Genomic DNA, 26760 nt, shown 5'->3' on the forward strand with positions numbered 1-26760 from the left:
TTCTGTTGGTGAGCGGTTCACCATAGTCCTGTCCTGATTCTTCCCGATGACTGCATCAGCGCAAGGCTGGTGCAGTTTCCACCGGCTCGGATGCCATTCGGCGGAGGGCTGCCGCCGACGCAGTGGTCATCTCTGCCGGAACGTGGAGGTCCGACGACAGGTAGTCTGCAGTGTCCTGCATTTCCTTGGAGCGCCGCTGTGCGTGCTTGGCCGTCCCGGTGAGGAACCGATCGATGACTGCCTGGCCATCCCCGGCCAGCTGCCGCGCGATCTGCCCGCGGATCCAGTCTTCAAGACCGGCAGCCTTTCCTGCAGTGACAGCCTCAACCACCACGGAAGCCAGCCCTTTCATCAAGACGCTGCGGAGCAGCTTGTGGGCCATGGCTGCCCCGGGCCCGCCGTCGGCAATTTCGACGTCGGCACCAAGTGGAGCGAGCAGCCCGGCCACCCCACTGGATCCAGGTCCGCTGACCATCAACGGCGTCTTTGCGCCTTGGGTGGGCACAGGGCCAAGGATGGCGACGTCTGCGAAAAGAGCCCCACCCGCCAGCTGTCCGAGCTCCCGCATGACATGTGGTGAGGAGGACGTGAAGTCTGCATAGCAACTTCCGGTCGGCAAGACGGGTAGGCACTCCTGGGCCACGGCCCGGGCCGCTGCGGCTCCGGTGAGGACAAGAACTATGTCCGCGTTCGCGCAGGCGGCTGCCGCCGTGGCGGCCCGGATGACACCGGAGGGGGTGCCAGGCGCGACGGGATCGAACCCGGTCACGGTGTGGCCGGCGGCGACGAGGGCGGCTGCGTATGTGGCCCCGGCCTCACCGAGGCCTATGACGGTGCATGCTGTCATGATCTTCTTGCTTCCCTACTTGGTCCGGTCCGCGATGATGGCGGCCCTACGGTTGGATTCGTCGGCGAACACTGCCTCGGCAGCCTCGGCGACGTTCATTGCCTGTTCCCGTGGGATGATCACCACGCCGTCTGAGTCGCCGATGATGATGTCTCCGGGCATGACGGGAACTCCGCCGAAGGAGATGGGCGTGCCCAATCGGGAAGGGCCGTTCTTGTAGGGACCTGCGGGGGTGGTTGCCCGGGCGAAGACCGGCATTCCAATCTCGCCGAGTGTTTCAGCATCCCGTGCGGCCCCGTCCAAGGCGAACCCGGCGATGCCGAGGTTGATCGCGCGTTCTCCGATGAGTTCACCCAACAGTGCGCGTGATTCGTCGCCACCGCCGGCGACAACGATGACGTCGCCCGGCCCGGGCAAGCTGCAAGGCGCGGTGTATCCCTTGGTTGTCTCCGGGGCGGGTCCAAACAGTGAATGCGGGCCCTGCGATGCGGGCACCTGGCCAAATGGCCTGAATGGCCGAGTCTGCGACCCCAAGGCGGTCCATTGCGTCACCTATGTTCGCGGCAGGCAGCTTGGCAAGGCGTTCGAGCACATCCCGCCCGGGGCGGGGAAAATCGGCGTCGATGTCTTCAAGGACAGGAGTTGTCATGATGGGTGTCTTCCGTGATGGTGTTGGCAGGAAATCAGTCAGTCTTCTGTACGAGGGGAAGGACTTTTTTGAAGTCCTCTTCCTGGCTTGCCCAGAAGTCCCCGTAGTCCTTGCCGGACAAGTAGCTGGTCTGCAGCCCGAGGTCCGCCATCTTCTTGACCACGGTGGGATCCTCGATGGCCTTTTGGATTGCAGCCTCGAGCTTGGTTGCTACGGCCTCAGGCAGTCCGGCCGGTGCGGAGTAGCCGCGGACGGTGCCGGCCGTCAGCTCGTAGCCGGATTCTTTGAAAGTTGGCACATCAGGAAGCGACGGCGCGCGCTCATCAGTCATGACACCCAGTACACGTGCCTTGCCTTGCTTCGAGAGGTCCGTTACGTCGCTAACGTTGGCGACCAGGATGTCTACATGCTTCCCGAGAAACGCTGTGGTGGCCTGTGAAGCGCCTTCGGAGAAGTGCACAGGAGCAAACTCGGCCCCCGTGGTTTCCTGCAATTGCGCCAAGGCGAAGTGCTCGCCGGTCTGAAGCCCGGTGGTGCTTGCCGTCATGGACTTCGGGTTGGCCTTGGCGGCGTCGAGAAGATCCTTCAGGGTCTTGAAGGGGCTGTCGGGCTGCACGGCGATGACGGTTGGGTCGATCACCTGGCGTCCGAGAGGTTGGAAGCTTGCTCGTGTGTACTTCGCGCCGCGGGCGGGGTCGAGGGGCGACACAACAACGGAGGGTGATCCGGTGGCGCCGATGGTGTAGCCGTCGGGCTTGGCGCTGGTCAGTTGTGTGTAGCCTATCTGTCCGCCTGCACCTGGCTTGTTGATGACTTCAACGTTGGTGCCGAGTTCCTTTTCAAGGATCGGTTGCACCAAACGCGCGGCGGTGTCTACTGCTCCACCAGAAGAGAAAGCGACTATGAGTTCGATGGACTTTCCCTTTTTGGGGAAATCAGCGGTGTTGTTAGCGGCTCCGGCGTTGGCGCCGCAGCCGGTAAGGCCAATGAGGGCTGCTGCAGCGAATGCTGCAACGATGTGGGTGCGTGGCATGGTTCTTCTCCTTTGAAGGGGCGGTTCAGGGGGCGGGTGATGAAGTGGTTTTACGTTTCAGGATCTTCGTTGAGCGCTTTGGGCTTACGGAGCTTAAGAAGGGGGCTTAGGACGATGAGGACACCGATGCCGATAAGGACCACGGAGATGGGGCGATTGATGAAGATGCCGAAGTCTCCTTGCGAGATTTCCAATGACTCGCGAAGTGACCGCTCCATCAGCGGACCCAGCACCAGGGTCAGGACCATGGGTGCCAGCGGGATATCCAGATGCCGCAGTGCCAGGCCCAGCAGGCCAAATCCGATCATGACGAACACATCAAAGACGTTGAAGTTGATGGTGTAGGCACCGATGACCATAAAGAGCAGGATCAAAGCCGTAAGGATGGGCGCGGGGACCCGGAGGATGGATGTCCACAGGCCAACAAGCGGAACGTTCAGAAGCAGAAGCAGCACGTTGCCGATGAAGAGGCTGGCGATGATCGCCCACGCAATTTCCGAGTGTTCCGTGAACAGGGTGGGCCCAGGGGTCAGGCCCTGCTGAAGGAAGGCGCCCATCAGCACAGCGATAGTGGGCGAGGCGGGAATGCCAAGGGTAAAGAGCGGGATCAGGGCAGCGTTGGCATGGGCGTTGTTGGCCGTTTCGGGGCCAGCGACGCCCTCGATGGCACCCTTCCCCAGCTGGTCGCGGTGCTTGGAGAATTTCTTCTCGGCGCCGTAGGCAAGTAGTGAGGACACCGAGCCCGTCATGCCGGGGATCAGGCCGAGCCCGAATCCAATACCGGTTCCACGGGCCATGGACGGGGCGCTCCTGCGCCATTCGGTCCGTGTGGGGAGCAAGGACCGCATACCCGGTGCATGAACGGCGGCGGCTTTGGAATCTTTACGGTAGGACAGAATTTCGGAGAGTCCGAACACGCCAACGATCACCGCAACGAAGCTCACACCGTCCAGCAGGTTGTCCGAGCCGAAGGTGAAGCGGGGTGCGCCCGCCACAGGGTCGATGCCCACCATGGAGATCAGCAGGCCCAAGGCTCCGGAGATAAGGGCCTTCACCATGGACTTGCCGGCCAAAGCGACCAATAGCGAGATGCCGACTACCATCAAGGCGAAGAACTCCGGCGGACCAACCAGCAGGCCAAGTTCGCCCAGGGGTTTTGCTGCTGCCACCAGGCCCAGTGTTGCGATGGTTCCGCCCACAAATGACCCGACGGCTGCGATGGTGAGCGCGGCTCCTGCCTTGCCGATCTTTGTCATGGCGTAGCCGTCGATAGTGGTGATCGCTGAGGCCGCCTCACCTGGTGTGTTCAGCAGAACACTGGTGATGGTTCCGCCGTAGGCCGTGCCGTAGAAGATGGCACACAGCATGATGATTGCGCCGGTGGCATCGAGGTTCATGGTGAGCGGGATGAGCAAGGCGACACCGGCTACGGGGCCGATGCCGGGCAGGACGCCGATGATGGTGCCGAGAAGGCAGCCAAGGAAGGCGAAGATCAAGTTCTGCCAGGTCAATGCAGAAGCGAAACCGTTGGCGAGTTCGTTGAGGGTATCCACGGGTCAGAGTCCGATCGAGTTCAGGACGGAAATTCCGGCGGTGGGCAGGGCCACGTTGAGCCCGTAGTTGAAGGCATAGAACGCGCCGAAGCTGCCAGCCGCTGAGATGATCAGCGCGGACACCCACCCGCGGCCGCCGCGAATTTTTAGGTGGTACATGAGGAAAATAAACATGCTCAGCTGGAAGCCGATCAGGTCCATCACCGCCGCGAGAACCGCCAGGCTGATGACGACTGCCAGAACCAGGCCGCGATCCACTCCTGACGCGGTTTCGCTTGGCTCGCGCAGTTCTTGAACGAGCCAGAGTGCGGACATTGCAACCAGCAGACCGCCCATGGCGAACGGGAACATCCCGGGGCCGGGCCCCAGCGAAGTCCAGAGACCGAGGCCGATGGAGCTAACCAGGACGAAGACGCCAACCACCACGAAAGCGCCGATACCAGCCAAGACGGTGGGTGAAACGCGGGTTCGCTGGGGTTTGGCAATAACTGACTCCGTTGTCATGGATTCCTTCTTACGTTGCGTGTTACTTCATTTCATAGAATGAAAGAATATTGCGTCTGAAGAAATAGTGACAGGAGCCACATGTGATGTCAAGCGCAAGAAACTTACATAGAATGAAACAATGACCGTGAGCTCAACCCACTCAGCCAGTCCTGTGGAGGACGGACCCAAGGCCGCGAACATGCGTTCGCTTTCAAGGGCCCTGGAGGTGTTTGCCGAGCTGCAGCGTGCCGAGCGGCCACAGCGATTGAGTGACCTCGCAAGGACGTGCGGCATGAGCCTGCCCACGACGCTGAGGATCCTTCGCGTTCTCCAGGACTTCGGCATGGTCAGCCAGACGGACAAGACCTACCGCGTCGGGCCCGCAGTTCTCCCGGCAGCACGGAGTTTCCTTGAGAATGATCCGTTGGTAGTGGCGGCGCGGCCGATACTTCAGCAAGTCGCCACACAGACGGCTCGCACTGCGTCCCTCTACACACGCCTGGGCTTTGAGCGCATTCTAGTGGCCAGGGTGGATGGTGACTCGCCGCTCCGGTACGACCTCCCCCTGGGTAAGCGGCTTCCCTTGACGGTGGGTGCCGCCGGTAAGATCCTTCTGGCTTCCGCTTCCCCGGAGGAACTGGAGCAAGTCGCGCTGGCGGCCTCGACATCCGGGCATGAGCCCCGTGGGTTCACGGCCGACGAATTGCGGTCCCGGCTCCCCGCGGTTGGCGAGGACTTCGCCTATTCGGCTGACGAGCGTGCCACGGGCGTGTTGTCCGTTGCGGTTGCAGTTCCGAACAGGACCGGCCGCCCCAGTGAATGCATTGCCCTGACCAGCCCGGTGGAATCGGCGAGCGAATCAGACCTGAAGGCCAGTGTTCCGGAACTTCGGCGCGCGGCAGGGCGCCTTTCGGAGCTCCTGATGGGCTCCGTGTACTAGCTCAAGGTTTCGCCACGACTGCTAACACTCATCACGCATACAGCCCCGTCAACAGTTCCACAATCCGTTCGCGCTCCTGAGGTGGATCCTTGGCGGACCACGCGAGGTACACGGGCACGGACGCAACGTCACGGACCGGACGATAGATGATGCCCCGACGTCGATACTGGTGGGCCGTGGACTCGGCAGTCATCCCGCGAGCCGCCCCGCTGCCAATCGTCGTCAGCCAATCGTCCACATCATTAATGGGCACGATGTCCGGCTGCCCCTCCTTCGGCCATAGCTCAAGCGTGGTGCTTCCGGTCCGCAAGTCCATGGCCACGGGTCGCTGGGCTACCTGCGCCAGGGTCACAGAACGCCGTGAGGCCAGCGGATCGTCCGAGGACATGGCACAGTACCGCTTCTCCTCACCAATCCGGACATGTTCGACGCCGGCCGCATCCGGAAGGCGTCGAAGGATAGCGAAGTCGGTGGTTCCATCTGCCAGGCCGCCGGTAGGGGAATTGGAGTGCAGGAGCTGCAACTCCACACCAGGTATTACCACCGCCCATCGGCGCTGGAACTCCATGGTGTGCGCGCCTAAAGCGGACCACGCATAGCCGATCCGGACCTTTCCAGTACCGGACCTGGCCTCCCTTTCGAGGTCGCCCAGAAGTGAGAGGATCCGCCGCGCCTTGGCCACGACGCGCTCGCCGGAGGGGGTCAGGCCGACGCTGCGGGTGGTCCGTTCCAGCAGCCGTACCCCGAGAACTTGTTCGAGCCCGGAGATGTTGCGTGAAACGGCAGCTTGGGACATTCCCAGTTCAATAGCTGCGTCTGTGAATGTACCCTCCTCGACTACTGCCAGAAGGCAGCGCAATTGCCTCACCTCGACGTCCATACCGCCCATCCTATTCATGCGCCCACCGCATAAATAGCATCGTTCATGCATTTAGCGGATACGTTGCCCGAGCGCAGAATTTCACCATGATCGATACGAGGGCAATTGGAGTAAAGCCGTCCCGGAAGGCCGGGGGTGCGGCGACGCTACTGGCCAGCGCACTTTCCAACCAACTTGGCGCCGCAACGGCATCATTCGCCTTTCCGGTCATGGGACCTGTAGGTGTGGTGGCGGTGCGCCAGCTCGTGGCGGCTGCAGTTCTCTTGCCTATCGTCAGGCCGCGGTTGAGGGAATTGCGCTGGCGGCAATGGTGGCCCGTCCTTCTGCTCGCAGTCTCGTTCGGCACCATGAATCTCGGCCTGTATGCGTCCATCCAACGGATCGGGCTTGGACTTGCCGTCACCCTTGAGTTCCTTGGGCCCCTGGCTGTGGCCTTGATCAGCTCGCGACGAAAAAGCGGTGCGGTCTGCGCTGTGGTCGCTGCATTCGGTATCCTGGCCATCACCCGGCCCGAGGCATCCATGGACGTCGTAGGGATCGGCTTGGGGCTCATCGCCGCTTGCAGCTGGGCCGCCTACATCCTCCTGAACCGGACTGTCGGCCAAAGAGTGCAGGGCATCCAGGGCACAGCAGCCGCAACAGGAGTGTCGGCGACTCTGTTCCTGCCTGTCGCCGTCGTGGTTTTCATCAGTCAACCACTGGACGGCCTGGCCGTTCTCTGCGCCGTGGCGGCCGGAATCTTCGCATCCGTGCTGCCTTACGTGGCTGATCTGATCGCGCTTAGGCGGGTCCCCGCGAACATGTTCGGCGTGCTCATGAGCATCAACCCTGTGTTTGCCGCGGTCATTGGCGCCGTGATCCTGCACCAGGACCTGGCCGCGGGGCAGTGGGTGGGAATCGGGCTGATCGTCGCCGCCAATGCCGGGGTGCTGCTGCTGCGGGAGCAGGACCCAACTGAGTCGCATTAGAGCGCGTTTAGAGCCGTCTAAACGCGCTCAGCTGCGACTCAGTTGGGAGAGAACGCCGCGCGGAAGGCTGCCAACGCTGCGTCGCCCGCCTGGATGCCCTGGCCGCCGATTGCATTGGCCTCCATGCCAATCACACCCGTGTACCCGGCGTCGCGGAGTGCTTTGGCGATGGACGGGTAGTTGATCTCGCCGGTCCCTGGTTCGAAACGGCCCGGCACGTCGGCAACCTGGATCTCACCCGTAAAGGGCTGGGCTGAGCGCACCAGCTCAATAAGGTTCCCTTCACCGATCTGTGCGTGGTAAAGGTCCAGCATCATCTTCACGTTGGGATGGTTGACGGCCTTGACCAAGGCGTGTGTGTCCTTGGCGCGTGCCAAGGGAATGCCGGGGTGGTCCAGGATGGTATTCAGGTTTTCCAGGGCAAACACGATGCCGTGCTTTTGGCCCAGTCCAGCCAGCTGTTCCAAGGTTCGCAGGCCGGTCAGCCACATCTCACCGGTAGACCGCTGGAGCGGGCGGACAGCCCGTCCGCCTTCACCGAGTTCGCCAGGGTGAACCACCATGCGTTCGACGCCCAGCTCCAGTGCCGTGGGGATCAGCTTCTCTGCGGAGGCCAGGACTTCATGCGCGGTGGCAGGATCAATGACGCTGCCGCCGAAGTAGCCGCTCATGGAGGAGAACGTGGCGCCGGTTGCGGCGAGGGTCCGGATGTCCCGGCCGCGGGTGTCCCAAAGCTCCACCTCGAAACCTTGATCATGAATGCGGCGTACCCGATCGATTAATGGCAGCTCGCCGTAGACCATCTCGGCGCAGACCGCCAGGCGGAAGCTCATGCTCCGTGCCCTACGGCCTGAAGCTGTACTGCCGCCTGAAGCTGTGCTGTTGGATGCGTTTCGGCTGGACGAAGGTCGGCAATCGAGGAAACATCAACGGGAAGCCCCGTCCGGGCTGACGTGAAAGCGGCCAGGGCAACCGCCAAGGCGTTGCGCGCATCCACGCCACCGGGGGCAGCTACAGCGGCGGGCGGGTTTGCCGGCGTCGTGCGTTCACTTGCTCGCCCGCGGCGTGCGGCGACGTCGTCCGCGAAGTGGGCCAGCTCTGCCGTATAGGCATCGTGGAAGAGATCGATGTTCAGGCGGGTGGTGTCCGAGCCAATGCCGGCGGCTGTGTGGCTGGTGGCGTTGGTGGCCTGTGGGCTGCCTGCGGTGACCATGCCGGCAGAGCCAAACACTTCGCCGCGGACGTCGTAACCGTACAGGGCGTTGAAGTTGGCTTCGGCTACAGCGATGGCGCCGTTGCTGTACGTGACAGTGACGACCGCAGTGTCCAGGAGGCCGCCGGCCTTGGCCTCGGGAGCAATCAAAGCATCTGCGACTGCATGGACTTTCACGGGGACGGCGCCCGGATTCAGCCAGTTCAGGGTGTCGAAATCGTGGATCAGGGTTTCCAGGAAGATGGTGCCGGGGGCGATCCTCTCCGGGTTGCTGATGCCGGCTTCGGTGCCGGGATCGCGGGTGAGGGAGCGGAGCAGCTGCGGGACTCCGACGGCACCGTCGTCGATCAGCTTCCGGGCGGCGGCGAAATCCGTGGAGTAGCGGCGGTTGAAACCGAAACGGAGCACGACGCCGGCACTTGCCGCCGCTTCAATGGCGGAGTCGAGTTCGGCGATGGTCCGTCCGCCAGGCTTCTCGCAGAACACGTCCTTACCGGCTTTGGCGGCAGCGGTTATCAGTTCGGAATGGAACCGCAGGGGAGTGGCGATAAGTACGGCGTCCACATCGGGATCGGCGAGGACGTCGGCAACATCGGTGCTGATTTTGGTGACGCCGAGGCGGCTTGCCAACGTTTCCAGGGCTGGCAGGACCGGATCAGCAATGGCTTCCAACCGGGTGTTGGGAATCCTCCGGGCGATGGATTCGGCATGGAATTTGCCGATCCAGCCGGCGCCGATTACAGCGATGCGGACAGGCCGGTCCTCGATGACCGGGTGCTGAAGATACGTCATTGTTGTTCCTCGATTCACGCGTCTAGATCGTTCTAGTGAACCAATGGTTGCATGTTCGGGGCGCTGCCGTCTAGATCGTTCTAGATGCCTCTTGTGCCTGGTTAGATGGCATCGTTCCGCCGGGCACGTGCATGGGGAAGATGACGCCCGAAGGCCAGCCTGATGAGCGGGGTCAGCAAAAGGAGCAGCAGGACGCTGCCAACGCCAACAATGCCAGTGAGGAAAACCAGGCCGGCCATGAACAGGAGGTGGATGTCGGTGCTATCGGCAAGCGGTAGGACGGCCGATATTGCCGATACCTGGTTGAGGGTGTTCATGTGTGGCTCCTGACGCGCATCGGTTGCTCGTTCGAACACCCTTTAAGTGCGGTGAGGAGAAGAAAAATGTCGCCGTTGCGGCAACACGTTCAGGGCTGCAGGATCACGAAGCCCGCAGGGGCATGTCCTGGGCCAGTTTCACCACAATCTTCTTGTCATTGCCGGGGTCCGAGGGGTCGTACCAGAGCATGGTCTCCTGACCATCAATCACGGGATCAGCGGCATTGATCAAGAGGGGACGCTGCACCCATCGTTGGACGCCACTTGAGTCGTGAAAGGTAAATGTCACCGTGGTGAGGATCCGGGCGCTGTCGCGGAACGCCACATAGCCTTTGTCGCTGACTCTCGCGGACGTCATGATGCCTGTGCTCATGACACCGGCCTCACGTTCGGAAACAAGCCGCCTTTTCTGCGCTGCCATCACCCCAAGGAGCACAAGAAACAGGGACACGACGAGGCAGCCCACGCCTATCCACGTCAGGATGGCAGGGTATTCGAGACCGACCGCGGCCACCGCCACACCGGTTGCCGCACCAAGCCACATCAGCGCTCCGCCCAAAGTGAGCCCAAGTTTGCGGTGCTTCATCACGATGGCTGTCCAGGCGATGGAGCTCAGGACAATCAGGGGGATGCTGGAGATGATGGCGGCCAGTGCCGGGCCGGGAGGCTCCTCCGACTCGAAGGCTGCGATGTGGGGCCAGCCAAAGCCGGCCGCCAATCCAGCGACGAACTGGAAGGCAAGCGTCAGCACCACGGCAAGCGGGGCCGGGGCGCTTGTTGGCGCGCAGTTTCCGGAGGGCGACGGGATCCACTGTGCTCATGGGGTCATTAAACAGGTCTTGTGGAAAACAGCCAGAGCGCTCGCCGGAATACGGCGGGCGAATGTTGCCCGGAGGACGCCGATCGGGGAACGCTGAAGATTATTGCAAAACCTCGCGTCACGTTTCCGCAGGCCAAAGCACATATCCAGTGCCCAAGTCGTTGTACCGCGTAATGTGCCGTTGCCCTTTTCGGCGCATGTCCGCGGACAACGCTGAGTTGGCAGTGATGGATGTGGTGGGTTCTGGGGCCCACCCGGGGCGCCGTCACTGCGATACCGGGCTAGTGCGGTCGGTCGTCTGAGTCGCGACCGGCCGCATGTCCGGGGGAGGATTCCTTTGCGCCGTTTGTGTCTTAGATCGTTCTATAGACTGGCTGCGGGCGAAGGAGGGCCACGATGGGAAAGCGTCCCACACTGATGGACGTCGCTGAAGCGGCAGGGGTTTCCCGTGCGCTCGTTTCCATCGTGATGCGGGACGCTCCTGGAGCCTCTGAAGCCACGCGGCTTAAAGTCCAGCAAGCGGCCAAGGAACTCGGCTACCGTCCCGATAGCCGTGCGCGTCTTCTCCGCAGCAGCAGGACGAGGCTGCTCGGTGTCAGCTTTTCCACGTCGCACCCGTTCCACGCCGAAATCGTCGATGCCGCTTACGCCGGAGCAACTGAGCGCGGCTACGATATCGCGCTAAGCGCAGTGGCCAACGGCCGGCCGGAATCGCGTGCCGTCGAGTCTCTCCTGGACCTGGGTTGTGAAGCCCTGATCATGATTTCTCCAGCGCTGGGGGAGGACGAGCTGGCCGGTTATGCCGCAAGGCTCCCTGTGGTCAGCCTGCTCCGCGACGACGTCGGCGAATCCCTGGACTCGGTCAGCAGCGATGACGACGCCGGTATCCGCATCGCAGTGGAATATCTCACCTCGCTGGGGCATCAGAGAATTGCCCACGTAGACGGTGGGGACGCTGTTTCGAGTCCGCAACGCCGCGACGCATTCCGGGCAGAGATGGCTGGCCGGGGGCTGGAATCCCGGGTGATTCCCGGTGGCGCCACCGAAGAAGACGGCCTCCGGGCTGGTCGGGAGCTTCTGGAGGACCTGCCCACCGCCGTCCTTGCCTTCAACGATCGCTGCGCTCTGGGCATCTGGGAAAGCTTCCGGGCAGCTGGCCTCAGGGTTCCTGAGGATGTGTCCGTCCTCGGTTACGACGACAGCCAGTTCGCCCGCCTTAGCTACGTCCAGTTGTCCTCCGTGAGCCAGGACGCCCCGCTCCTTGCGCGGGCCGCCGTCGACCGTGCCATCGATCGGCTGGAAGGCTCGACGCCGCCTGCCCACCTTGTGCGGACACCGCACCTCGTTATCCGCAACACCACCGGGCCCGCCCCAAAATAGCCCGCGGCCGGCTCGGTGGGTTCATGACTAGCGCACGCCAAGGGCTGGCCGCCCCTGAAGGCGACCAGCGGTAAGTGCGGGAGGAGCCGGAGTTATGAAGCGCCCGCCGGCGGGGCGTCGTCGTCGAAATCGGGCCCCTCGGCAGCATCCTGGCTGTGGATGCCGGTATCGTGCGAAACCCAGCCTTCCGTCTCTCCCTCTGCAGGAGCATCGGTGTGGTGCCGGATGATGTGCTGTGTCTTGTCGTTTGCGTTCATTACGGATACTCCCTGTCCGTGCTTGGACTGCTTCCGTGAGTGCACTCAAGTCTACGCCGGCCCGGCTCTCTTGAGAGGTCCGCTCTGCGCTGAATCCTCGCCCGGAAACGCGCAGAACAGGCCTCTCAACGGGCCATACGAAGCTACGGGTGGCATAGGCTGAACGCAGTAGTTCTCCGCGAAACGACTAACTGCCATGCAGAGGTGAAGATGCCCAAGCGCCCCAACCCGGCGGTGAAAATCGCCCAAGAGACAGCCCATAACGCAGTATTCGACGCCCAAGGCAACACCAAGCCGGGTGTGCACAATGTCTTGCTGCGCGCCGTCGAAATCCAGCGGCCACTAGTCCTGGCTAACCTGCGCAGGATGCAGCGCAGGCATCCAAAGGCGTCGCCCGCGCAGCTTGCCGCGAAACTGGAGCGCGACTACTTGGCCGCGATCACCGGCGGGGGAGCTGCCGTGGGGGCCACCGCCGTCGTTCCCGGTATCGGAACCGCAGCTTCGCTGGGACTCTCTGCCCTTGCCACCGTCGGGTTTCTGGAGACGACGGCGCTCTATGCATCAACACTGGCGGAGCTCCACGGCATCCGGCTGACGGACCCCGAACGGGCAAGAACGATGGTCATGGCCATCATGCTCGGCGAGGAAGGCACGTCTCTGCTGGGTGCCCTCAGCGGCCAGTCCCTTGGACGAGGCAAGGGCGTGACCAATGCCTGGGGCACGACACTCACCAAGAAGATTCCCGGCAGTGGCTTCGGCGTCATTCGCGATGCCATCCAGCGCGCGTTCCTGAAGAACCTCCTGAAGCGGCAAGGCTCCGCGTTCCTGGGACGAGCCCTGCCGTTTGGCGTTGGTGCCGTGGTGGGTGGTGCCGGAAACCTGATGATGGGCCGGGCCGTCGTCGCAACTGCCAAGGAAGCCTTTGGTCCGCTGCCCGATACGATCCCCGGCGAACTGCTGGCAGGCGCACCCACCAACGAGACCAACAACAATCTGACGCTGGAAGGCGGTAACAGTGGACCTCAACGCTGATCTGGGGGAGTCGTTCGGCTCCTGGACCATGGGCGACGACGCCTCGATGTTCCGCATCGTGAGCAGCGCCAACGTGGCCTGCGGCTTCCACGCAGGGGACCCCCTGACCATGCTGGATAGCTGCCGTGCTGCCTTCGAACTGGACGTTCGCGTTGGAGCCCACGTCGGCTACCGTGACCTGGCCGGCTTCGGCCGGCGCTCATTGGACATGACGTTCGACGAACTGTTCGGCGATGTCCTGTACCAACTCGGCGCCCTCGACGGCATGGCCCACGCGGTGGGGGCTTCCGTGGATTACGTCAAACCGCACGGCGCGCTGTACAACAGGATCGTCCACGATCCCGACCAAGCTGAGGCCGTGGTGGCCGCAGTCCACGCCTACGATCCCGGGCTGCCGGTGCTGGGATTGCCCGGCTCGGCCTGGCTGAAGCTGGCCGAGGAATCCGGACACCCGGTCTTCCGGGAAGCATTCGTGGACAGGGCGTACCTTCCTGACGGCACACTGGTCCCGCGATCCGAGGAAGGCGCAGTGCTGCACGACCCCGCCGCGGTGGTCGCCCAGGCCGTTCGGCTGGCAACGCGTAAAGAAGTGGTGGCCGTGGACGGAACCATTGTCCCGGTCAGCGCCGATTCCCTCTGCATCCATGGCGATACTCCTGGAGCTGTGAACATGGCCGCGGCAGTTCGGGCAGGCTTGGAGGAAGCCGGCGTGGAAATTGATGCGTTCGCCTAGTTTGTCCTGGAACTCACCTTGAAGACGAGGTACTTGAGGAGGTTTTGATGGGTGCCGTTGCTGTTGATCCGGGCCCCTTGACCTTGGCACTTGCACCTGACCAGGCCCTGGACCGCGCCTCCCTGCACCTTGCCAACGCAATGCTGGGCAACCCTGACTCTGCGGGCGGGCTGGAGATACTTTTGGGTGGTCTCCGGCTCCGGTTCGTCACGGCCTCGGCCTTGGCCATCACGGGCGCGGAAGGCGTGGTCAAGCTCAACGGCTCCGAGCTGCCGTTCAACAAGGCTGTCCGCGTCAGCCCGGGGGCGGTATTGGAGTTTGGGCCGGCGCTGTTCGGGATCCGGTACTACCTGGCCGTTCAGGGTGGCATCGAACCCCAGGCGGAACCCCTTCGCGCCGGCGGCACGCTGACTTTCGGACGCGCCCACGGCCACAATATTTCGACGGAACACCACGCCCCGCGTCGGGCCCTGGATCCCGAACGTCCGGTGGTGGCCCGAGTGGAGCGGGGTCCACAAGCCGAAAATTACGACGCCGGTACCTGGCTTCGGTTGACCAGCGAACCATGGATCCTCTCGCCGGAATCGGACCGGGTAGGTGCCCGGTTGGTGGGGCGCCCACTCGAGCCCGCCGGTGCGACGGCGGTGGCGGGCGCCACTGGGCCGGCCACGACTCCAGTACCCCAGTCACAACCGTTGCTTTCAGGCTCGGTCCTGTTGCCGCCGTCGGGCTTTCCCGTCATTGCGCTTGCCGGCCACCCGCCGACGAGCAAGTCCCCCGTGATCGCAGTTGTTCGCGACGAAGACCTGGATCTGCTGGGCCAAGCACGGCCGGGACAGATGGTTCATTTGCTGGGGTGACGTGAGAAGGTCGCCGATCGTTTTTCTCAGTGGCGTTCGATTGTGAGAATCAGATGGCTCGATTTTCTCATAAACAGCGAATCGTGAGAAAATGGGCTGGTCGATCTTCTCAAGGAGAGCCATGCGCAGTGAACGCGACGAAGAGTTTGGCGGCCTTGCTTGGCCGTCAATCAGCCACGAAGAGCATCCCTGGGCAGCGGACGCTGAGCCGGGAACGTCCAGGCGTCAACGGCTCTTGGCACGCGGCCCCTACGAAGCTGCCATCCCGGCAGAAATTGCCAGCCTCGACCCTCAGGTTGATTCCCGCACCCAGTCGCTTGTTGAGGCAGCCACTGTGGAAATGGTCCGGTTCGACGCCGAGCTGGGACAGGAATCTGCGCCGTTCGCAGCGTTGCTGCTCCGAAGTGAGTCCGCATCGAGTTCCCAGATCGAGAACCTTACGGCTGGTGCGCGGAAGATCCTGCTGGCGCAATTAGGCGACCGCTCGAGTCCTAACGCTGCACTGATTGCGTCCAATGTGGATGCCATGGAGGCTGCAATTGCCTTGTCTGAAGACCTCAGCGTCCAGAATATCGGAGCCATGCATCACACCCTGCTGGCTTCATCCGACCAAGTCATAGCTGGGGAATACCGGGCCAGCCAAGTCTGGATCCGGGGCAACTCACCCCACTCAGCGGAGTTCGTGCCGCCCCATCACGGTCGTGTTATGGCAGCCATGGAGGACCTGGTCGAGTTCATGCGCCGAGACGACATCCCCGCTCTGACTCAAGCTGCCTTGGCACACGCACAGTTCGAAACCATCCACCCTTTTGCGGACGGCAACGGCCGCACGGGCAGAGCGATCGTCAGCGCCTTGCTCCGCGCCAAAGGGGTAACGGAAAAGGTAACCATCCCCGTTTCTTCAGGGCTGCTGACCAATACCCGGCTCTACTTCGACTCCTTGGGTGACTACCGTCAGGGAAACATCCTGCCCATCATTGTGCGTTTTGCCGAGTCTTCCATGCTCGCCGTGGAAAATGGCCGGTTGCTGGCGGAGGACATCCGGACTGCACAGAAGGAGTTCGTCGCAAAGATCGGATCTGCTCAGAAATCCGTGCTTAAAGTCCTTGAGCTGTTGCCTCGCGAGCCCGCAATCACCGCTGAGATGGCAGCCGATTACGCCAAGGTCTCGCAGGCAACGGCGTACAGGGCAGTGCAACGGCTGGAAGCGGCTGGGGTGCTGACTCCCGCCGGGAAAGTGCGTGGGGTCAGCGTATGGCTGGCACGTGACATCATCGCAGCGCTGGACGACTTCGCTGCACGGTCCGGCCGCCGCATCCGCCACTGACGGCCTTAGCCGAACAGCAGGTGCGCCACCGTGAAGATCGCGAGGCCGGCCAAGGCACCCACAACGGTTCCGTTGATCCGGATGTACTGGAGGTCCTTGCCAACTTGCAGCTCAATCTTCTGGGACGTTTCCTCGGCATCCCATCGGGCAACGGTGTCCGAGATGACGCCTGCGATGTCCGATCGGTAGGTGTTCACGAGGTAGCCCGCAGCGTCGCCAATCCAGGCGTTGATCTTGCCGGCGAGCTCGGCGTCGTTGACCAGCCGCGAACCGAAGTCCCGGACGGCGCTCTTGAACCGCTGGCTGAGTTCGCTGTCGGGATCGTCGACGGCGGTGAGCAGCGCATTCTTGACTGTTCCCCAGGTGCGCGAGGCCAATTCCCGGACTTCAGGATCGCCAAGGATCTGGGCCTTGATGGTCTCGGCGCGCTCGATCATGGCAGGATCATGCTGCAGGTCCTGCGCCAGGTCCGTCAGGTATGCGTCGATCGATTTGCGCACTTGATGGTTCTGGTCATTTTGCACCGCGCGTACGAACTTCAGGAGTTCGACGTATACCTTGTCGCTCACCAGCCCATCCACGAACGTCGGCACCCACACCGGCGAGCGGTCCGAAACCAGCCTGTTGACCGTTGCATGGTTGGCATCCATCCAATCGGCGGCACGATCAACCAGCAGGTCCACCAGCTTGTGGTGATGCCCGTCAGCGAAGATCCGTTCCGCCATCCGGCCCACGGGCGGTCCCCACGGCGGGGTGAGCAGGTGCTTGCGGACCATGCCCTCAATAACTGCTTGCACGTCGTCGTCGTTCAGCACGGTGAACGCGCCGCGGATCATCGCGCCGCCTTCCTTGGCCACACGTTCGGCGCCTCCCGGTCCGGATAGCCAACGGCCCGCCTTGCGGGCAATGTCAATGCTCGCCAACTTGTCCTGCACAACTTCCTGTGACAGGAAGTTGCTCTCCACGAACTCACTCAGCGATTCGCCGATCTGGTCTTTTCGGCGGGGAATGATGGCTGTATGCGGGATCTTCAAGCCCATGGGGTACTTGAACAGCGCCGTGACCGCGAACCAGTCAGCCAAAGCACCGACCATGCCCCCCTCGGCCGCAGCCCTGACATACTCGAGCCACAGGTACTGCTTCTGGAAAGCGAACGCCAGCATGAACACAATGGCCATGCCTATCAACAGCGCCAGGGCCAGCCGTTTCATGCGGCGCAGAGCCGCTGCCTTTTCCTCGTCTCCCGCGGAGCGGCCGACGACGGCGGACCCCCGTTGAGTGGCTCCGGAAGCTGTCGCTTGGGCTGGCTGGGCTTGGTTGGTGAGGTCTTCGGCCGGGATTTGTTCAGAGTTCACCTGCATTAGCCCAGCGTAGCCCCGTGCGTGCAGCCGCGTGGGCTACCGTGGCTGCATGACTAGCGACGATTTGGCCCCTCGCCGGCCCAAGGTCTACGCACACCGCGGCGCCAGTGCTGCGTTCGCGGAACACACCCGTGCGGCCTACCTCAAGGCGATTGCTGACGGAGCTGATGGCGTTGAGTGCGATGTCCACTTGACCCGGGACCAGCACGTCGTCCTTCTGCATGATGCCAACCTGGACCGTACTTCCACCGGCACCGGCCCGGTCTCGGAGAAGACCCTTGAGGAACTCCGGGCCTTGGACTTCTCCTCCTGGAAGGGCGCCCGGATACCGGATGCCTACGGCGGGATCGCTGATCAATTCCTTACCTTGCCGGAACTGCTGGACATTCTGCGTGGCGCGGGGCGCGAGATCGGTTTGGCGATCGAGCTCAAGCACCCCAGCCCCTACCAGCTCAACCTTGAGGACAGGGTTCTGGACGTGCTGCTCAGTGAGGGATGGATACCCGGGGAGTCGCGGCTTGAGAACATCCAGGTCTCTTTCATGAGCTTCGATTCCGATTCGATCCAACACCTGCTGAAGAAGGTTCCAGCCCAGTACATTTGCCAGTTGGTGGACAACTTTTCGGTGCAGGAGCTTCGGCAAGAGCTGGGCCTGGGTCCGATCACGGCAGGTGCGGTGGCCAACGTCATGAAGGCAACCCAGTTGGAGGCTGAACGCATTCTTGATCACGGCGAGGTAGGAATTGCCGGACCAGGCATCGACTACGTGCGGGAACACGCCCGCAACGTCCAACGCTGGCTGGAATCCGGCAGGGTATTCAGGGTCTGGACCGTGGACTCGGAGAAGGACGTAGCTCTGTGCCAGGGGCTGGGCATCCATGAGATCACCACGAACAAACCCGCGCAGGTCCTGGCCCAGCTTCAGGTCCCAAGCAGATAACACCGAACTTTGGGCCCCACCGCGCTTGTGATTGAGTGGTCTCATGTCATTCCGCTGGTCAGCCCGTGCCACCCAAACCACTTCCGCAATCGGTCTGAGCGCACTTCTCCTGGCCAGTGCCATGAAGCATTTCCGCACCCCTGGGTTCTACTACCCGGTTGTGCCTGATTACCTGTGCCGCAGCGACGAGCCGGGGAGCCAGCCAAATGGTCCACTGGCTCTTATGTCCCGTGAGGAATGGGTCGCTTCCAGCGGCCTGCTCGAGGCGACTGCCGCCGTCGGGCTCCTCATCCCAGCCACCCGCAAAGTGGCTGCGGACGCCACGACAGCCATGTTTACCGTATTCCTTGCAGGGCATATTGATGCCCTCCGCCGTGCATATGGTCCCAACGGCACGCCCAGCCAGCGACGCATCCACACGCTGAGATTGCCGCTTCAGGTTCCGCTCATCCTGTGGTCCTGGAGCCTGCGGAAGTGAGTGGAGGTCCAGCAGTTCCCTTGAAACTCAGGGATTCGCCAGCTTTCAAGATTGCCCTGTCGCTGAGCATTGCCACGGGCCTTTATGGGGTGTCCTTCGGCGCCCTTTCTGTGGCGTCAGGCTTCGATTTCTGGCAAACCATGATGCTGAGTCTTTTGCTGTTCAGTGGAGGTTCGCAGTTCGCGTTCATCGGCGTAGTGGCGGGTGGGGGATCCGGGGCAGCAGCGATGACGGCCAGCGCTTTGCTGGGGCTGCGCAACGGAATATATGGCATGCAGATCAATGCCATGCTGCGTCCACATGGATGGCGGCGATACATCTCAGCCCACCTGACGATTGACGAGTCAACAGCGACGGCGTCCGGCCAGTCGGATCTCGACGAGCAACGCCGCGGTTTTTGGACAGCCGGCATCGGAATATTCATTCTCTGGAATATCTTTACTGCCATTGGTGCGCTGGCCGGCGACGCCATGGGCGATCCCAAACAGTGGGGCTTGGACGGTGCTGCGGTTGCTGCGTTCCTGGCATTGCTGTGGCCGCGGCTTAAGGGACGCGAACCGTGGGCCATCGCTGCGGCGTGTGCACTTGCGACGATTCTCGCCGTGCCGTTTGTTCCCTCGGGAGTTCCCATTTTGGTGGCTGCGCTGGTGGCCGGCGTGATCGGTTGGTTCAGCCACGCGCGGATGGACGAGGGCCTTGAGCCGGACGTAGATCCATACGCGCGCAAGCAGGGACACGGAGATAACCACACTGCCGGCAGGGGGAACGAATGAACCTCTGGCTCTGGATCCTCATCGCCTGTGCGCTTGCGTACCTGACCAAGCTGGTGGGCTATTTTGTCCCGGCCAAGCTGCTGCAGAGCCCGAGGATTATGCATATCGCAGGCACCATGACCATTGGGCTGCTGGCGTCCCTGACAGTGGTCAACGCCCTCGCTTCAGGACAGGGGCTCGTTTTGGACGCACGCATTGGCGCATTGGCGGCAGCCGCCGTCGCTCTTTGGCTTCGCGCGCCGTTCCTGGAGGTGGTTATCTCGGGTGCTGCCGCAGCAGCACTCCTGAGGTTGCTCGGTTGGGGCTAGCTGCTAGACGTCGTCCGTGAGCGTGACGCCCGGGATGGGTGATTGTTCCGGGAGCGGGCGGGACGGACGTTCTGTCCGGATAGCGTCTTCAATGAGCGCCACGGGACGCTTCCAGGCTTCGGACCCGGGTTCCATGGTGTCTACGGCACCGATCAGCATGGCAAGGAGCCGGACCATGTCCTCGATGGTGATATCGCGGCGCAGCGAACCCTGACCCTGACCGCGCTCCAGGAGCGTGGCCATGGAGCCGATAAGGCCGCCGGTAATGCCCATGAGGAGTCCGCGCCGGCCCGCGACGGCGTCGAGCAGGTTGGCGTCTTCGCTCGCCACTCCCATGACGGCATCGATGACGTTGATGAGACCCTCGGCGGCGTCCATGCCTTCGAGGGACGCGTCCGCGACGGGATCTACATGCTGGCGAAGTTGGCGGGACAGGGCCGCAAGTACCAATTGTTCTTTATCGGAGAAGTTGCGGAACAGCGTAGCCGGACCAACTCCTGCCGTGGCCGCGATGGTCTGCAGGGGAACTTCGGGGCCGTGTTCCCGGAAGCACTGCCGCGCTGCGGTGATGATTTTGTCCACATTTCGTGCAGCGTCGGCCCTGAGGGGCTTGCGTTCAGAGGGCTGTTCCATGCTTGTCAGGGTAGCAACGGACAGGGGTTGAGCCTTTGTTACGCGGGAGTAGGCCGTTATGTGACAAACCAGTACGTGAAACACTGGATTTCATGTTGCTTGCATTCTCAGTCGCCCCTTCAGGCCAGCCCGCTTCCGCCACCAACGGCGGACCCACCCCCGACGCCTCCGTGCACGATGCCGTGGCCGCCGCGGTCAAGATCGTCCGGGAGTCCGGATTGCCGAACCAGACGGACTCCATGTTCACCACCATCGAAGGCGAATGGGATGAGGTCTTTGACGTCGTTAAGCGGGCGACGGAGGCCGTCGGCCGCTTTGGCAGTCGCGTCTCCTTGGTGATCAAAGCGGACATCCGGCCCGGTTATAGCGGTGAACTGACCGGCAAGGTAGAGCGTCTGGAAGAGGCTATTTCCACCACGGATTAGCTCTTTCCCCGGTCAGTGACCAGTGCAAGACTGGGGGCCATGATTGAACACGTGGCTGAACCCGGTTGGATTGACGTCGAGCATTACCTGACTGACGTCGTCGTGCGTCCTGATCCTGCCCACAAGCGCGCCCTGGCATCTGCAGTCGAGGCGGGCATGCCACAGATAGAAGTGGCGCCGAATGCCGGCAAGCTGCTCAAGATGCTCGTGCAGTTGTCCGGAGCCAGGCACGTCCTGGAGATTGGTACGTTGGCCGGTTTCAGCAGTATCTGGATGGCCCAGGGACTTCCCGACGACGGCCGGCTGGTGACGTGCGAGTACCTCCAAAAGCATGCTGACGTTGCACGGGCGAACGTGGACGCGGCCGGGGTGGGGCACAAGGTGGACATCAGGGTAGGTGCCGCGTTGGACACGCTGCCCACATTGGTGGGCGAGGAATCGTTCGATTTTGTGTTCATCGACGCGGACAAGGAGAACGACCCCAATTATCTTGACTGGGCAATCCGTCTTGGCCATACCGGCACGGTAATCGTGATCGACAACGTCATCTGGGACGGCTCCATCCTGGAGCCCGCGCGGGACGAGGTGAACGCGCCGGGAATCGTCAAGGCCTTGGAAATGCTTGGCCAGGACCCACGTCTTGACTCCACGGCAATCCAGACTGTGGGCAGCAAGGGCTGGGACGGTTTCGCTATCGCCAGAGTGAGGTAGCCGATGGATTTCACGCTGCGCCCGGCAACTGTTGAGGACGCCGAAGCCATGACCATCATGCATGTCCAGTCTTGGCGGGAGAGCTATGGGCATTTGCTGCCGCCGGAATTCTTCGCGAAGCAGGAAGCTGCCCTGCCAGAGAGGATCGAGCGGTACAGGGCCTTGATCGCGGCAGGCCATCCGCGAATGCTGGCCCATGATCCCGATGGTGAATTGGTAGGAATCGCGGCTTCAGGACCGGGCAGGGATGAGGATAGCCCCTGTGACGTGGAGCTGTTCATGCTGTACACACTGCAGCGGGTCCATGGCCGCGGCGTAGGCCAGGCGCTGGTGGACGAGCTCTTGGGTGATGGTCCGGCCTATCTGTGGGTCCTCGATGATAATCCGCGGGCCCAGGCCTTCTACCGTCGCAACGGCTTCGCGCCCGATGGCAAGCGGCAGCTGTGCGATCCCTCGTGGTACTTACTGCCGGAACATCGGATGGTACGTCCCGCCGTCGGGCTTTAAGGTTGGGACTCCTTGCCTTCAGGCGTGTTCATGATGGCGCGGCCTGGGGCGCCTGGCTGCCCGCGGCCTGGGCAGGAGATGCCGTAGCCGTCCTTGGCGTGCGCCGGGTGCGGGTTGCGCGGTGCCGGGGTGGTCGTCCTCGGGCGGTTCCTCCAGGAGGCTGGGCGGTTTGGGCACCCGCGCAATCAGTAGGCAGACCACGGTCAGCCAGGCGAACGCGACCGTAAACACCTCCACCCAAACCGATCCCAAAGCTTCCATGAAGAGATCTTATGGCCCAATGACGCTAAGTGGTAAGCATCCTTATTAAATGCTTCGATGGAACGCGATGATGCGCGACTCCACTAGGCTGGAGCCATGACTCAGGCAGGGCGGTTTTAGTGGCGAAATCCGGTAAATCCAGCAAGGCAAGCAAGTCCGGCCGGGCGGGAAGGTCGACGGCGGGAGTCATTGAGCTGCCTGGCGGCACCCGTCCTGACGGTCCGGTAGCAGGCGTCTATTACATTGACACCGGCGACTGCGAACTGCTTCCCGATCCTGACAACAACAACGGCTGGCTCCTGAAGATCAACGGCGTGCTGAGCTCTCACATTGACCTCGCCGATCCATTGTTCCTTGACTTCGAATACATGCGCTGGATTGCTGCGCTGGTGGAATCGAGATGGCCGCGGGAGGCAAAGCCAAAGCTGCGGGCCCTGCACCTGGGTGGGGGAGCCTGTTCCATGGCGCGATACTTCAACGCCGCATACCCGGATGCGCGGCAGGTGGTGGTGGAGCTCGATCGAAAGCTCGCCGACTACGTCCGTGGCTGGTTCGAACTCCCCAAGGCGCCCTTGCTCCGGATCCGCGTCGGTGAAGCGCGTGCAGTGACCGAGTCCCTGACCCCTGGTACGCGGGACCTCATCATCAGGGACGTCTTCGCCGGAGCTTTCACGCCACGCGCCCTCACCACCCGCGAATTCAACGCCCACGCCGACGCCGTCCTGGCCCCCGATGGCTTGTACGTGGTCAATTCGGGCGACGCCCCGGATCTGAAGAATGCACGCGCTGATGCTGCCACCATCGCCGACACTTTTGAGCACACCATGATCATCGCCGACCCCGCCATGCTCAAGGGCCGCCGCTACGGGAACATGATCATGGCCGGCAGCCACGTGCCATTCGGCGACGACCCAACCCTTGCCCGCAAGCTCTTGGGCGGGGCCGTCCCTGCACACATCTGGAACGACGCCCAAGTGCGGGCCTTCGCCGCCGGGACGCCGGTTCGCCACGATCCGCCGGCAGCTTCACCCGAGTAGCTCCTCCCGGCGGCGCTCCGTCTCCTCGCGCAGGGCCTGGACGACGGCGGCCACTGCGGGGCGGCGCATGGAGTCCGGGCGGAGGACCATCCAGTAGGGGAGCAGCTCCGCGAAGTCAGACGGCAGGAGCCGCACCAAATCTGCGTGACGATCGGCCATGAAGCAAGGCAGGAAGCCCACGCCCGCGCCGGCTCTCGTCGCCTCCACATGCACGAACACGTTGGTGGAGCTCAGTCCATCGCGCATGGACGGGACCAGCCTCCTTGGTGCGTCCAGATCGTCCACTTGGAGCATGGAGTCCACAAAGTAGACCAACTGATGCTGTGTCAGTTCCTCGATGCTCCGGGGCGTGCCGTTATCGGCCAAGTATGTGCGGGAGGCGTACATCCCCAGCCGGTACTCGCCGAGCCTTATTGCTTCTGCCCGGTGGACCTGCGGCGTCCCCACCACCACCTCGATGTCCAGGCCGGAGCGTTGCTGAAGCGCCCTGCGGGTGACGGTGACAATCTCAACGCTGAGCCCTGGGTGGTCGCGCCGAAGGCGGGCTACTGCCGGGGCGGCTATGTAGGCGCTGAAACCATCGGTTGCGGTCATGCGTACGACGCCGGCAATGGGGTCGGGTGCGCCGTCGCTGGGTCCCAGCGCGCCCACCGCAGTTTCAATGCGTTCGGCGACCAGTACCGCCTCTGCCCCCAACTCCGTCACTTCCCAGCCACCAGCGGCGCGGGCGAGGACGCGGCCGCCCAGTGCCTTCTCGAGGGCCGCTATCCTGCGCGAAACGGTGGTGTGGTTCAAGCCCAGGGCCTGTGCCGCCGTCGTGAATTTTCCTGAGCGTGATACGGCGAGGAGGATGAGGAGATCATCCGGATTGGGGTTCATATCTGCAATTCTGCACACACTTGGTGCCGGTTTGGTCATTGAGGCCTGATGAATCTGCAGTAATACTCAGTGGAGCATTTCGTGTTGTGGATCACAGCATGCATCAGGGCACTGTCAAAAGGGTCAACGAGGACACTGAGGAGATGGATATGAGCGTAGAGCAGCGCTCCACATCAAAGGCCGGGAACGAATCCGGCAAGGGCTCCGGCCTTAAGAAGATCGTCGCTGCGTCCATGGTGGGCACAGTGGTGGAGTGGTACGAGTTCTTTCTCTACGCCACCGCCGCGACACTGGTTTTCGGCAAGTACTTCTTCCCGAGCACCGGCAACGAACTGGACGGCATCATCCAGGCGTTTCTGACCTACGCGGTTGGCTTCGTGGCCCGCCCGCTGGGCGGAATCGTCTTCGGCCAGATCGGTGACAAGCTCGGCCGCAAGCCCACGCTCCAGCTGACCATTGTGATCGTGGGCGTCTCGACGTTCCTCATGGGCTGCCTCCCCGGCTTCGCCGAGCTGGGCTACTGGGCACCGGCCATGCTGGTGGCGCTCCGCTTCATTCAGGGCTTCGCGCTCGGTGGCGAGTGGGGAGGTGCCGTGCTCCTGGTAGCTGAACACAGCCCCAACAAGTCGCGCGGCTTCTGGTCATCCTGGCCGCAGGCAGCAGTTCCCGTGGGCAACCTCCTGGCTACGCTGGTCCTGTTCATCATGTCCACCACCCTCAGCAGCGAGGCATTCCTCGGTTGGGGCTGGCGGGTCGCATTCTGGCTGTCCGCAGTGATCGTCTTCGTCGGCTACTACATCCGCACCCACGTCACCGAAGCACCCATCTTCCTCGAGGCCAAGGCACAGGTGGAGGAATCGAAGGCCATCAGCTACGGCGTCGGCGAGGTCATCCGCAAATACCCCAAGGGCATCCTGCAGGCCATGGGACTTCGCTTCGCAGAGAACATCATGTATTACCTCGTGGTCAGCTTCGCGATCGTGTACCTCAAGAGCGTCCACAAGTACGACACCTCATCGCTCCTGCTGGCATTGCTCATTGCGCACGTGATCCACTTCCTGGTCATCCCGCAGGTCGGGCGGCTCGTGGACGCCTGGGGTCGCAAGCCCGTGTACCTGGCGGGAGCGATCGCCGGCGCAACATGGCCGTTCTTCGCGTTCCCCATGTTCGATACCAAAAACGCCGTCGTCATCGTGTTGGCCGTGACCATCGGCCTGTGCCTGCACGCCTTCATGTACGCAGGGCAGCCCGCCATCATGTCCGAGCTCTTCCCCACCCGCATGCGCTACTCCGGTGTGTCCCTCGGCTCGCAGGTTACATCGATCTTCGCTGGCTCGCTCGCCCCGCTCCTGGCTACTCAGTGGCTCAAGGACACCGGCTCCTGGCTCCCCACCGCGATCTACCTCGTCGTCGCCTGCGCTATCACCGTCGTCGCAGTCGTGTCGCTGAAGGAAACCAAGGGCATCGCGCTCCAGGACGTGGACGAAGCCGACGCCGTCCGGCACGGACTGGCTACTTCAGCTGCCGGCACCGCAGCGAAAGGCTGATTCCATGGACAACTCCTTGAACGGACGCAAAGCACTGGTCACCGGCGGTGCCAGCGGAATCGGGGCGGCCTGCGCCCGGGCGCTCGCCGCACGCGGCGCGAAAGTCGTAGTGGCCGACGTCGATGCCTCCGGAGCTGCGGCCCTCGCCGACGAGCTGGGCGGTACGGCGTGGACCGTGGACCTGCTGGACGTCGACGCCCTGGCTGCCCTCAGCCTCGACTGCGACATCCTGGTCAACAACGCCGGAATCCAGAAAGTAGCACCGATCGAGGAGTTCGAACCTGCTGAATTCAGGCGGATACTCGCGCTGATGCTGGAGGCCCCGTTCCTCCTCATCCGTGCCGCGCTCCCGCATATGTACGCCAACGGGTTCGGCCGGATCATCAACATCTCCTCGGTTCACGGGCTCCGGGCTTCGGCCTACAAGAGCGCCTACGTCTCCGCAAAGCATGGGCTGGAGGGCCTCAGCAAGGTCACTGCTTTGGAGGGCGGCGAGCACGGAGTGACGTCCAACTGCATCAACCCCGGATACGTCCGCACGCCCTTGGTGGAACGCCAGATCGCCGATCAAGCCCGGCTCCACGGCATCCCAGAGGCCGAGGTCTTGGCCAAAGTGATGCTGACGGAGTCGGCGGTAAAGCGGCTGGTGGAGGTTGAGGAAGTGGCGTCGTTGGCAGCCTGGATGGCATCCGACGACGCCGGCATGGTCACCGGCGCGAGCTACACCATGGACGGTGGTTGGTCGGCGAGGTAGTTGGTCCGCGAGGTGACAGTTAATGCCAATGTTCTGCGCGAACATTGGCATTAACTGTC

General features: G+C 62.8%; 31 protein-coding genes and 1 pseudogene. 17 read left to right on the forward strand and 15 right to left on the reverse strand.

Annotated features, from left to right (window positions below; all coding sequences use genetic code 11):
• Positions 1 to 55: 55 nt before the first annotated feature.
• The 5 genes and pseudogenes from LDP01_RS20095 to LDP01_RS20115 all read right to left on the reverse strand — a co-directional run bounded on the left by LDP01_RS20095 (position 56) and on the right by LDP01_RS20115 (position 4586).
• Positions 56 to 847, reverse strand: coding sequence for an NAD(P)-dependent oxidoreductase (locus tag LDP01_RS20095; protein WP_224094867.1), 792 nt, complete (start codon positions 845 to 847; stop codon positions 56 to 58).
• A 15-nt stretch (positions 848 to 862) separates the two neighbouring features.
• Positions 863 to 1496 (reverse strand): annotated as a pseudogene (locus LDP01_RS20100) (RraA family protein).
• 34 nt (positions 1497 to 1530) lie between these two features.
• On the reverse strand, positions 1531 to 2529 hold the full coding sequence (locus LDP01_RS20105) for a tripartite tricarboxylate transporter substrate binding protein (protein WP_224094869.1): 999 nt from the start codon (positions 2527 to 2529) through the stop codon (positions 1531 to 1533).
• 50 nt (positions 2530 to 2579) lie between these two features.
• On the reverse strand, positions 2580 to 4082 hold the full coding sequence (locus LDP01_RS20110; protein WP_224094871.1) for a tripartite tricarboxylate transporter permease: 1503 nt from the start codon (positions 4080 to 4082) through the stop codon (positions 2580 to 2582).
• A gap of 3 nt (positions 4083 to 4085) precedes the next feature.
• The gene (locus LDP01_RS20115) at positions 4086 to 4586 is read right to left on the reverse strand and encodes a tripartite tricarboxylate transporter TctB family protein (protein ID WP_224094872.1); all 501 of its coding nucleotides are present in this window, start codon (positions 4584 to 4586) and stop codon (positions 4086 to 4088) included.
• A gap of 121 nt (positions 4587 to 4707) precedes the next feature.
• Between LDP01_RS20115 and LDP01_RS20120 the strand changes: the two genes are divergently transcribed.
• Entirely contained in the window at positions 4708 to 5508 is an 801-nt protein-coding gene (locus LDP01_RS20120; RefSeq protein ID WP_224094873.1) for an IclR family transcriptional regulator, read from the forward strand.
• Between the two features lie 31 nt (positions 5509 to 5539).
• On the opposite strand, the gene LDP01_RS20125 is transcribed toward LDP01_RS20120, so the two are convergent.
• Positions 5540 to 6388 carry a LysR family transcriptional regulator gene (locus LDP01_RS20125; RefSeq protein WP_224094874.1) on the reverse strand — a complete coding sequence of 283 codons (849 nt, stop codon included), beginning with the start codon at positions 6386 to 6388 and terminating at the stop codon, positions 5540 to 5542.
• 86 nt (positions 6389 to 6474) lie between these two features.
• Here LDP01_RS20125 and LDP01_RS20130 point away from each other — a divergent pair, with 86 nt between their 5' ends.
• Entirely contained in the window at positions 6475 to 7356 is an 882-nt protein-coding gene (locus LDP01_RS20130) for an EamA family transporter (protein ID WP_224094875.1), read from the forward strand.
• A 38-nt stretch (positions 7357 to 7394) separates the two neighbouring features.
• On the opposite strand, the gene LDP01_RS20135 is transcribed toward LDP01_RS20130, so the two are convergent.
• From LDP01_RS20135 to LDP01_RS20150, 4 genes are all read right to left on the reverse strand, one after another.
• Complete coding sequence (locus LDP01_RS20135) at positions 7395 to 8189, reverse strand: TIM barrel protein (protein ID WP_224094876.1); 795 nt, start codon at positions 8187 to 8189, stop codon at positions 7395 to 7397.
• Complete coding sequence (locus LDP01_RS20140; protein ID WP_224094877.1) at positions 8186 to 9361, reverse strand: Gfo/Idh/MocA family oxidoreductase; 1176 nt, start codon at positions 9359 to 9361, stop codon at positions 8186 to 8188. Before LDP01_RS20140 ends, LDP01_RS20135 begins: the two co-directional genes overlap by 4 nt.
• Before the next feature lie 101 nt (positions 9362 to 9462).
• Positions 9463 to 9678, reverse strand: coding sequence for a hypothetical protein (locus LDP01_RS20145; RefSeq protein WP_224094878.1), 216 nt, complete (start codon positions 9676 to 9678; stop codon positions 9463 to 9465).
• A gap of 103 nt (positions 9679 to 9781) precedes the next feature.
• Positions 9782 to 10429 (reverse strand): hypothetical protein, encoded by a 648-nt coding sequence (locus tag LDP01_RS20150; protein ID WP_224094880.1) that lies wholly within the window; start codon positions 10427 to 10429, stop codon positions 9782 to 9784.
• A gap of 465 nt (positions 10430 to 10894) precedes the next feature.
• Between LDP01_RS20150 and LDP01_RS20155 the strand changes: the two genes are divergently transcribed.
• Complete coding sequence (locus LDP01_RS20155) at positions 10895 to 11878, forward strand: LacI family DNA-binding transcriptional regulator (protein WP_224094882.1); 984 nt, start codon at positions 10895 to 10897, stop codon at positions 11876 to 11878.
• A gap of 92 nt (positions 11879 to 11970) precedes the next feature.
• Here LDP01_RS20155 and LDP01_RS20160 read toward each other — a convergent pair whose 3' ends face one another.
• Entirely contained in the window at positions 11971 to 12135 is a 165-nt protein-coding gene (locus LDP01_RS20160; RefSeq protein ID WP_224094884.1) for a hypothetical protein, read from the reverse strand.
• Positions 12136 to 12345: 210 nt separating this feature from the next.
• Here LDP01_RS20160 and LDP01_RS20165 point away from each other — a divergent pair, with 210 nt between their 5' ends.
• From LDP01_RS20165 to LDP01_RS20180, 4 genes are all read left to right on the forward strand, one after another.
• Positions 12346 to 13167, forward strand: coding sequence for a hypothetical protein (locus LDP01_RS20165; RefSeq protein WP_224094886.1), 822 nt, complete (start codon positions 12346 to 12348; stop codon positions 13165 to 13167).
• Entirely contained in the window at positions 13151 to 13900 is a 750-nt protein-coding gene (locus LDP01_RS20170) for a LamB/YcsF family protein (protein ID WP_224094888.1), read from the forward strand. Before LDP01_RS20165 ends, LDP01_RS20170 begins: the two co-directional genes overlap by 17 nt.
• A 47-nt stretch (positions 13901 to 13947) precedes the next feature.
• Positions 13948 to 14760: a 5-oxoprolinase subunit C family protein gene (locus LDP01_RS20175; protein ID WP_224094890.1), complete on the forward strand. Its 813-nt coding sequence runs from the start codon at positions 13948 to 13950 to the stop codon at positions 14758 to 14760.
• A 121-nt stretch (positions 14761 to 14881) separates the two neighbouring features.
• Positions 14882 to 16087, forward strand: coding sequence for a Fic family protein (locus LDP01_RS20180; RefSeq protein ID WP_224094892.1), 1206 nt, complete (start codon positions 14882 to 14884; stop codon positions 16085 to 16087).
• Between the two features lie 5 nt (positions 16088 to 16092).
• On the opposite strand, the gene LDP01_RS20185 is transcribed toward LDP01_RS20180, so the two are convergent.
• Complete coding sequence (locus LDP01_RS20185) at positions 16093 to 17448, reverse strand: DUF445 domain-containing protein (protein WP_224094895.1); 1356 nt, start codon at positions 17446 to 17448, stop codon at positions 16093 to 16095.
• A 49-nt stretch (positions 17449 to 17497) separates the two neighbouring features.
• On the opposite strand from LDP01_RS20185, the gene LDP01_RS20190 reads away from it, so the two are divergent.
• Genes LDP01_RS20190 through LDP01_RS20205 form a run of 4 tightly spaced genes read left to right on the forward strand, consistent with a single transcriptional unit; the run spans position 17498 to position 19947 of the window.
• The gene (locus LDP01_RS20190; protein WP_224094897.1) at positions 17498 to 18388 is read left to right on the forward strand and encodes a glycerophosphodiester phosphodiesterase; all 891 of its coding nucleotides are present in this window, start codon (positions 17498 to 17500) and stop codon (positions 18386 to 18388) included.
• Between the two features lie 43 nt (positions 18389 to 18431).
• A complete protein-coding gene (locus tag LDP01_RS20195) occupies positions 18432 to 18866 on the forward strand; it encodes a DoxX family protein (RefSeq protein ID WP_224094899.1) in 435 nt (144 codons plus the stop codon).
• The gene (locus LDP01_RS20200; protein ID WP_224094900.1) at positions 18863 to 19639 is read left to right on the forward strand and encodes an AzlC family ABC transporter permease; all 777 of its coding nucleotides are present in this window, start codon (positions 18863 to 18865) and stop codon (positions 19637 to 19639) included. Before LDP01_RS20195 ends, LDP01_RS20200 begins: the two co-directional genes overlap by 4 nt.
• A complete protein-coding gene (locus tag LDP01_RS20205; RefSeq protein WP_224094901.1) occupies positions 19636 to 19947 on the forward strand; it encodes an AzlD domain-containing protein in 312 nt (103 codons plus the stop codon). The genes LDP01_RS20200 and LDP01_RS20205 overlap by 4 nt, the downstream gene beginning before the upstream one ends.
• Before the next feature lie 3 nt (positions 19948 to 19950).
• Here the strand turns inward: LDP01_RS20205 and LDP01_RS20210 are convergent, their stop codons facing one another.
• Positions 19951 to 20580, reverse strand: coding sequence for a TetR/AcrR family transcriptional regulator (locus tag LDP01_RS20210; RefSeq protein WP_224094902.1), 630 nt, complete (start codon positions 20578 to 20580; stop codon positions 19951 to 19953).
• A 92-nt stretch (positions 20581 to 20672) separates the two neighbouring features.
• Here LDP01_RS20210 and LDP01_RS20215 point away from each other — a divergent pair, with 92 nt between their 5' ends.
• Genes LDP01_RS20215 through LDP01_RS20225 form a run of 3 tightly spaced genes read left to right on the forward strand, consistent with a single transcriptional unit; the run spans position 20673 to position 22223 of the window.
• Positions 20673 to 21005, forward strand: coding sequence for a thiamine-binding protein (locus tag LDP01_RS20215; protein WP_224094903.1), 333 nt, complete (start codon positions 20673 to 20675; stop codon positions 21003 to 21005).
• A 39-nt stretch (positions 21006 to 21044) separates the two neighbouring features.
• Positions 21045 to 21716 (forward strand): O-methyltransferase, encoded by a 672-nt coding sequence (locus LDP01_RS20220; protein ID WP_224094904.1) that lies wholly within the window; start codon positions 21045 to 21047, stop codon positions 21714 to 21716.
• Positions 21717 to 21719: 3 nt separating this feature from the next.
• Positions 21720 to 22223, forward strand: a complete 504-nt coding sequence (locus tag LDP01_RS20225) for a GNAT family N-acetyltransferase (protein ID WP_224094905.1) — start codon at positions 21720 to 21722, stop codon at positions 22221 to 22223.
• An 18-nt stretch (positions 22224 to 22241) separates the two neighbouring features.
• On the opposite strand, the gene LDP01_RS20230 is transcribed toward LDP01_RS20225, so the two are convergent.
• Positions 22242 to 22484, reverse strand: coding sequence for a hypothetical protein (locus LDP01_RS20230; protein WP_224094907.1), 243 nt, complete (start codon positions 22482 to 22484; stop codon positions 22242 to 22244).
• 119 nt (positions 22485 to 22603) lie between these two features.
• Between LDP01_RS20230 and LDP01_RS20235 the strand changes: the two genes are divergently transcribed.
• On the forward strand, positions 22604 to 23521 hold the full coding sequence (locus LDP01_RS20235; protein WP_224094909.1) for a spermidine synthase: 918 nt from the start codon (positions 22604 to 22606) through the stop codon (positions 23519 to 23521).
• Here the strand turns inward: LDP01_RS20235 and LDP01_RS20240 are convergent.
• Entirely contained in the window at positions 23510 to 24400 is an 891-nt protein-coding gene (locus tag LDP01_RS20240; protein WP_224094911.1) for a LysR family transcriptional regulator, read from the reverse strand. The genes LDP01_RS20235 and LDP01_RS20240 overlap by 12 nt on opposite strands.
• 149 nt (positions 24401 to 24549) lie before the next feature.
• Between LDP01_RS20240 and LDP01_RS20245 the strand changes: the two genes are divergently transcribed.
• Positions 24550 to 25947 (forward strand): MFS transporter, encoded by a 1398-nt coding sequence (locus tag LDP01_RS20245; protein ID WP_224094913.1) that lies wholly within the window; start codon positions 24550 to 24552, stop codon positions 25945 to 25947.
• Between the two features lie 4 nt (positions 25948 to 25951).
• Positions 25952 to 26701, forward strand: coding sequence for a 3-hydroxybutyrate dehydrogenase (locus LDP01_RS20250; RefSeq protein WP_224094915.1), 750 nt, complete (start codon positions 25952 to 25954; stop codon positions 26699 to 26701).
• Positions 26702 to 26760: the final 59 nt, after the last annotated feature.

The sequence above is a fragment of the Arthrobacter sp. StoSoilB13 genome (genome assembly GCF_019977255.1).
GTDB lineage: Bacteria > Actinomycetota > Actinomycetes > Actinomycetales > Micrococcaceae > Arthrobacter.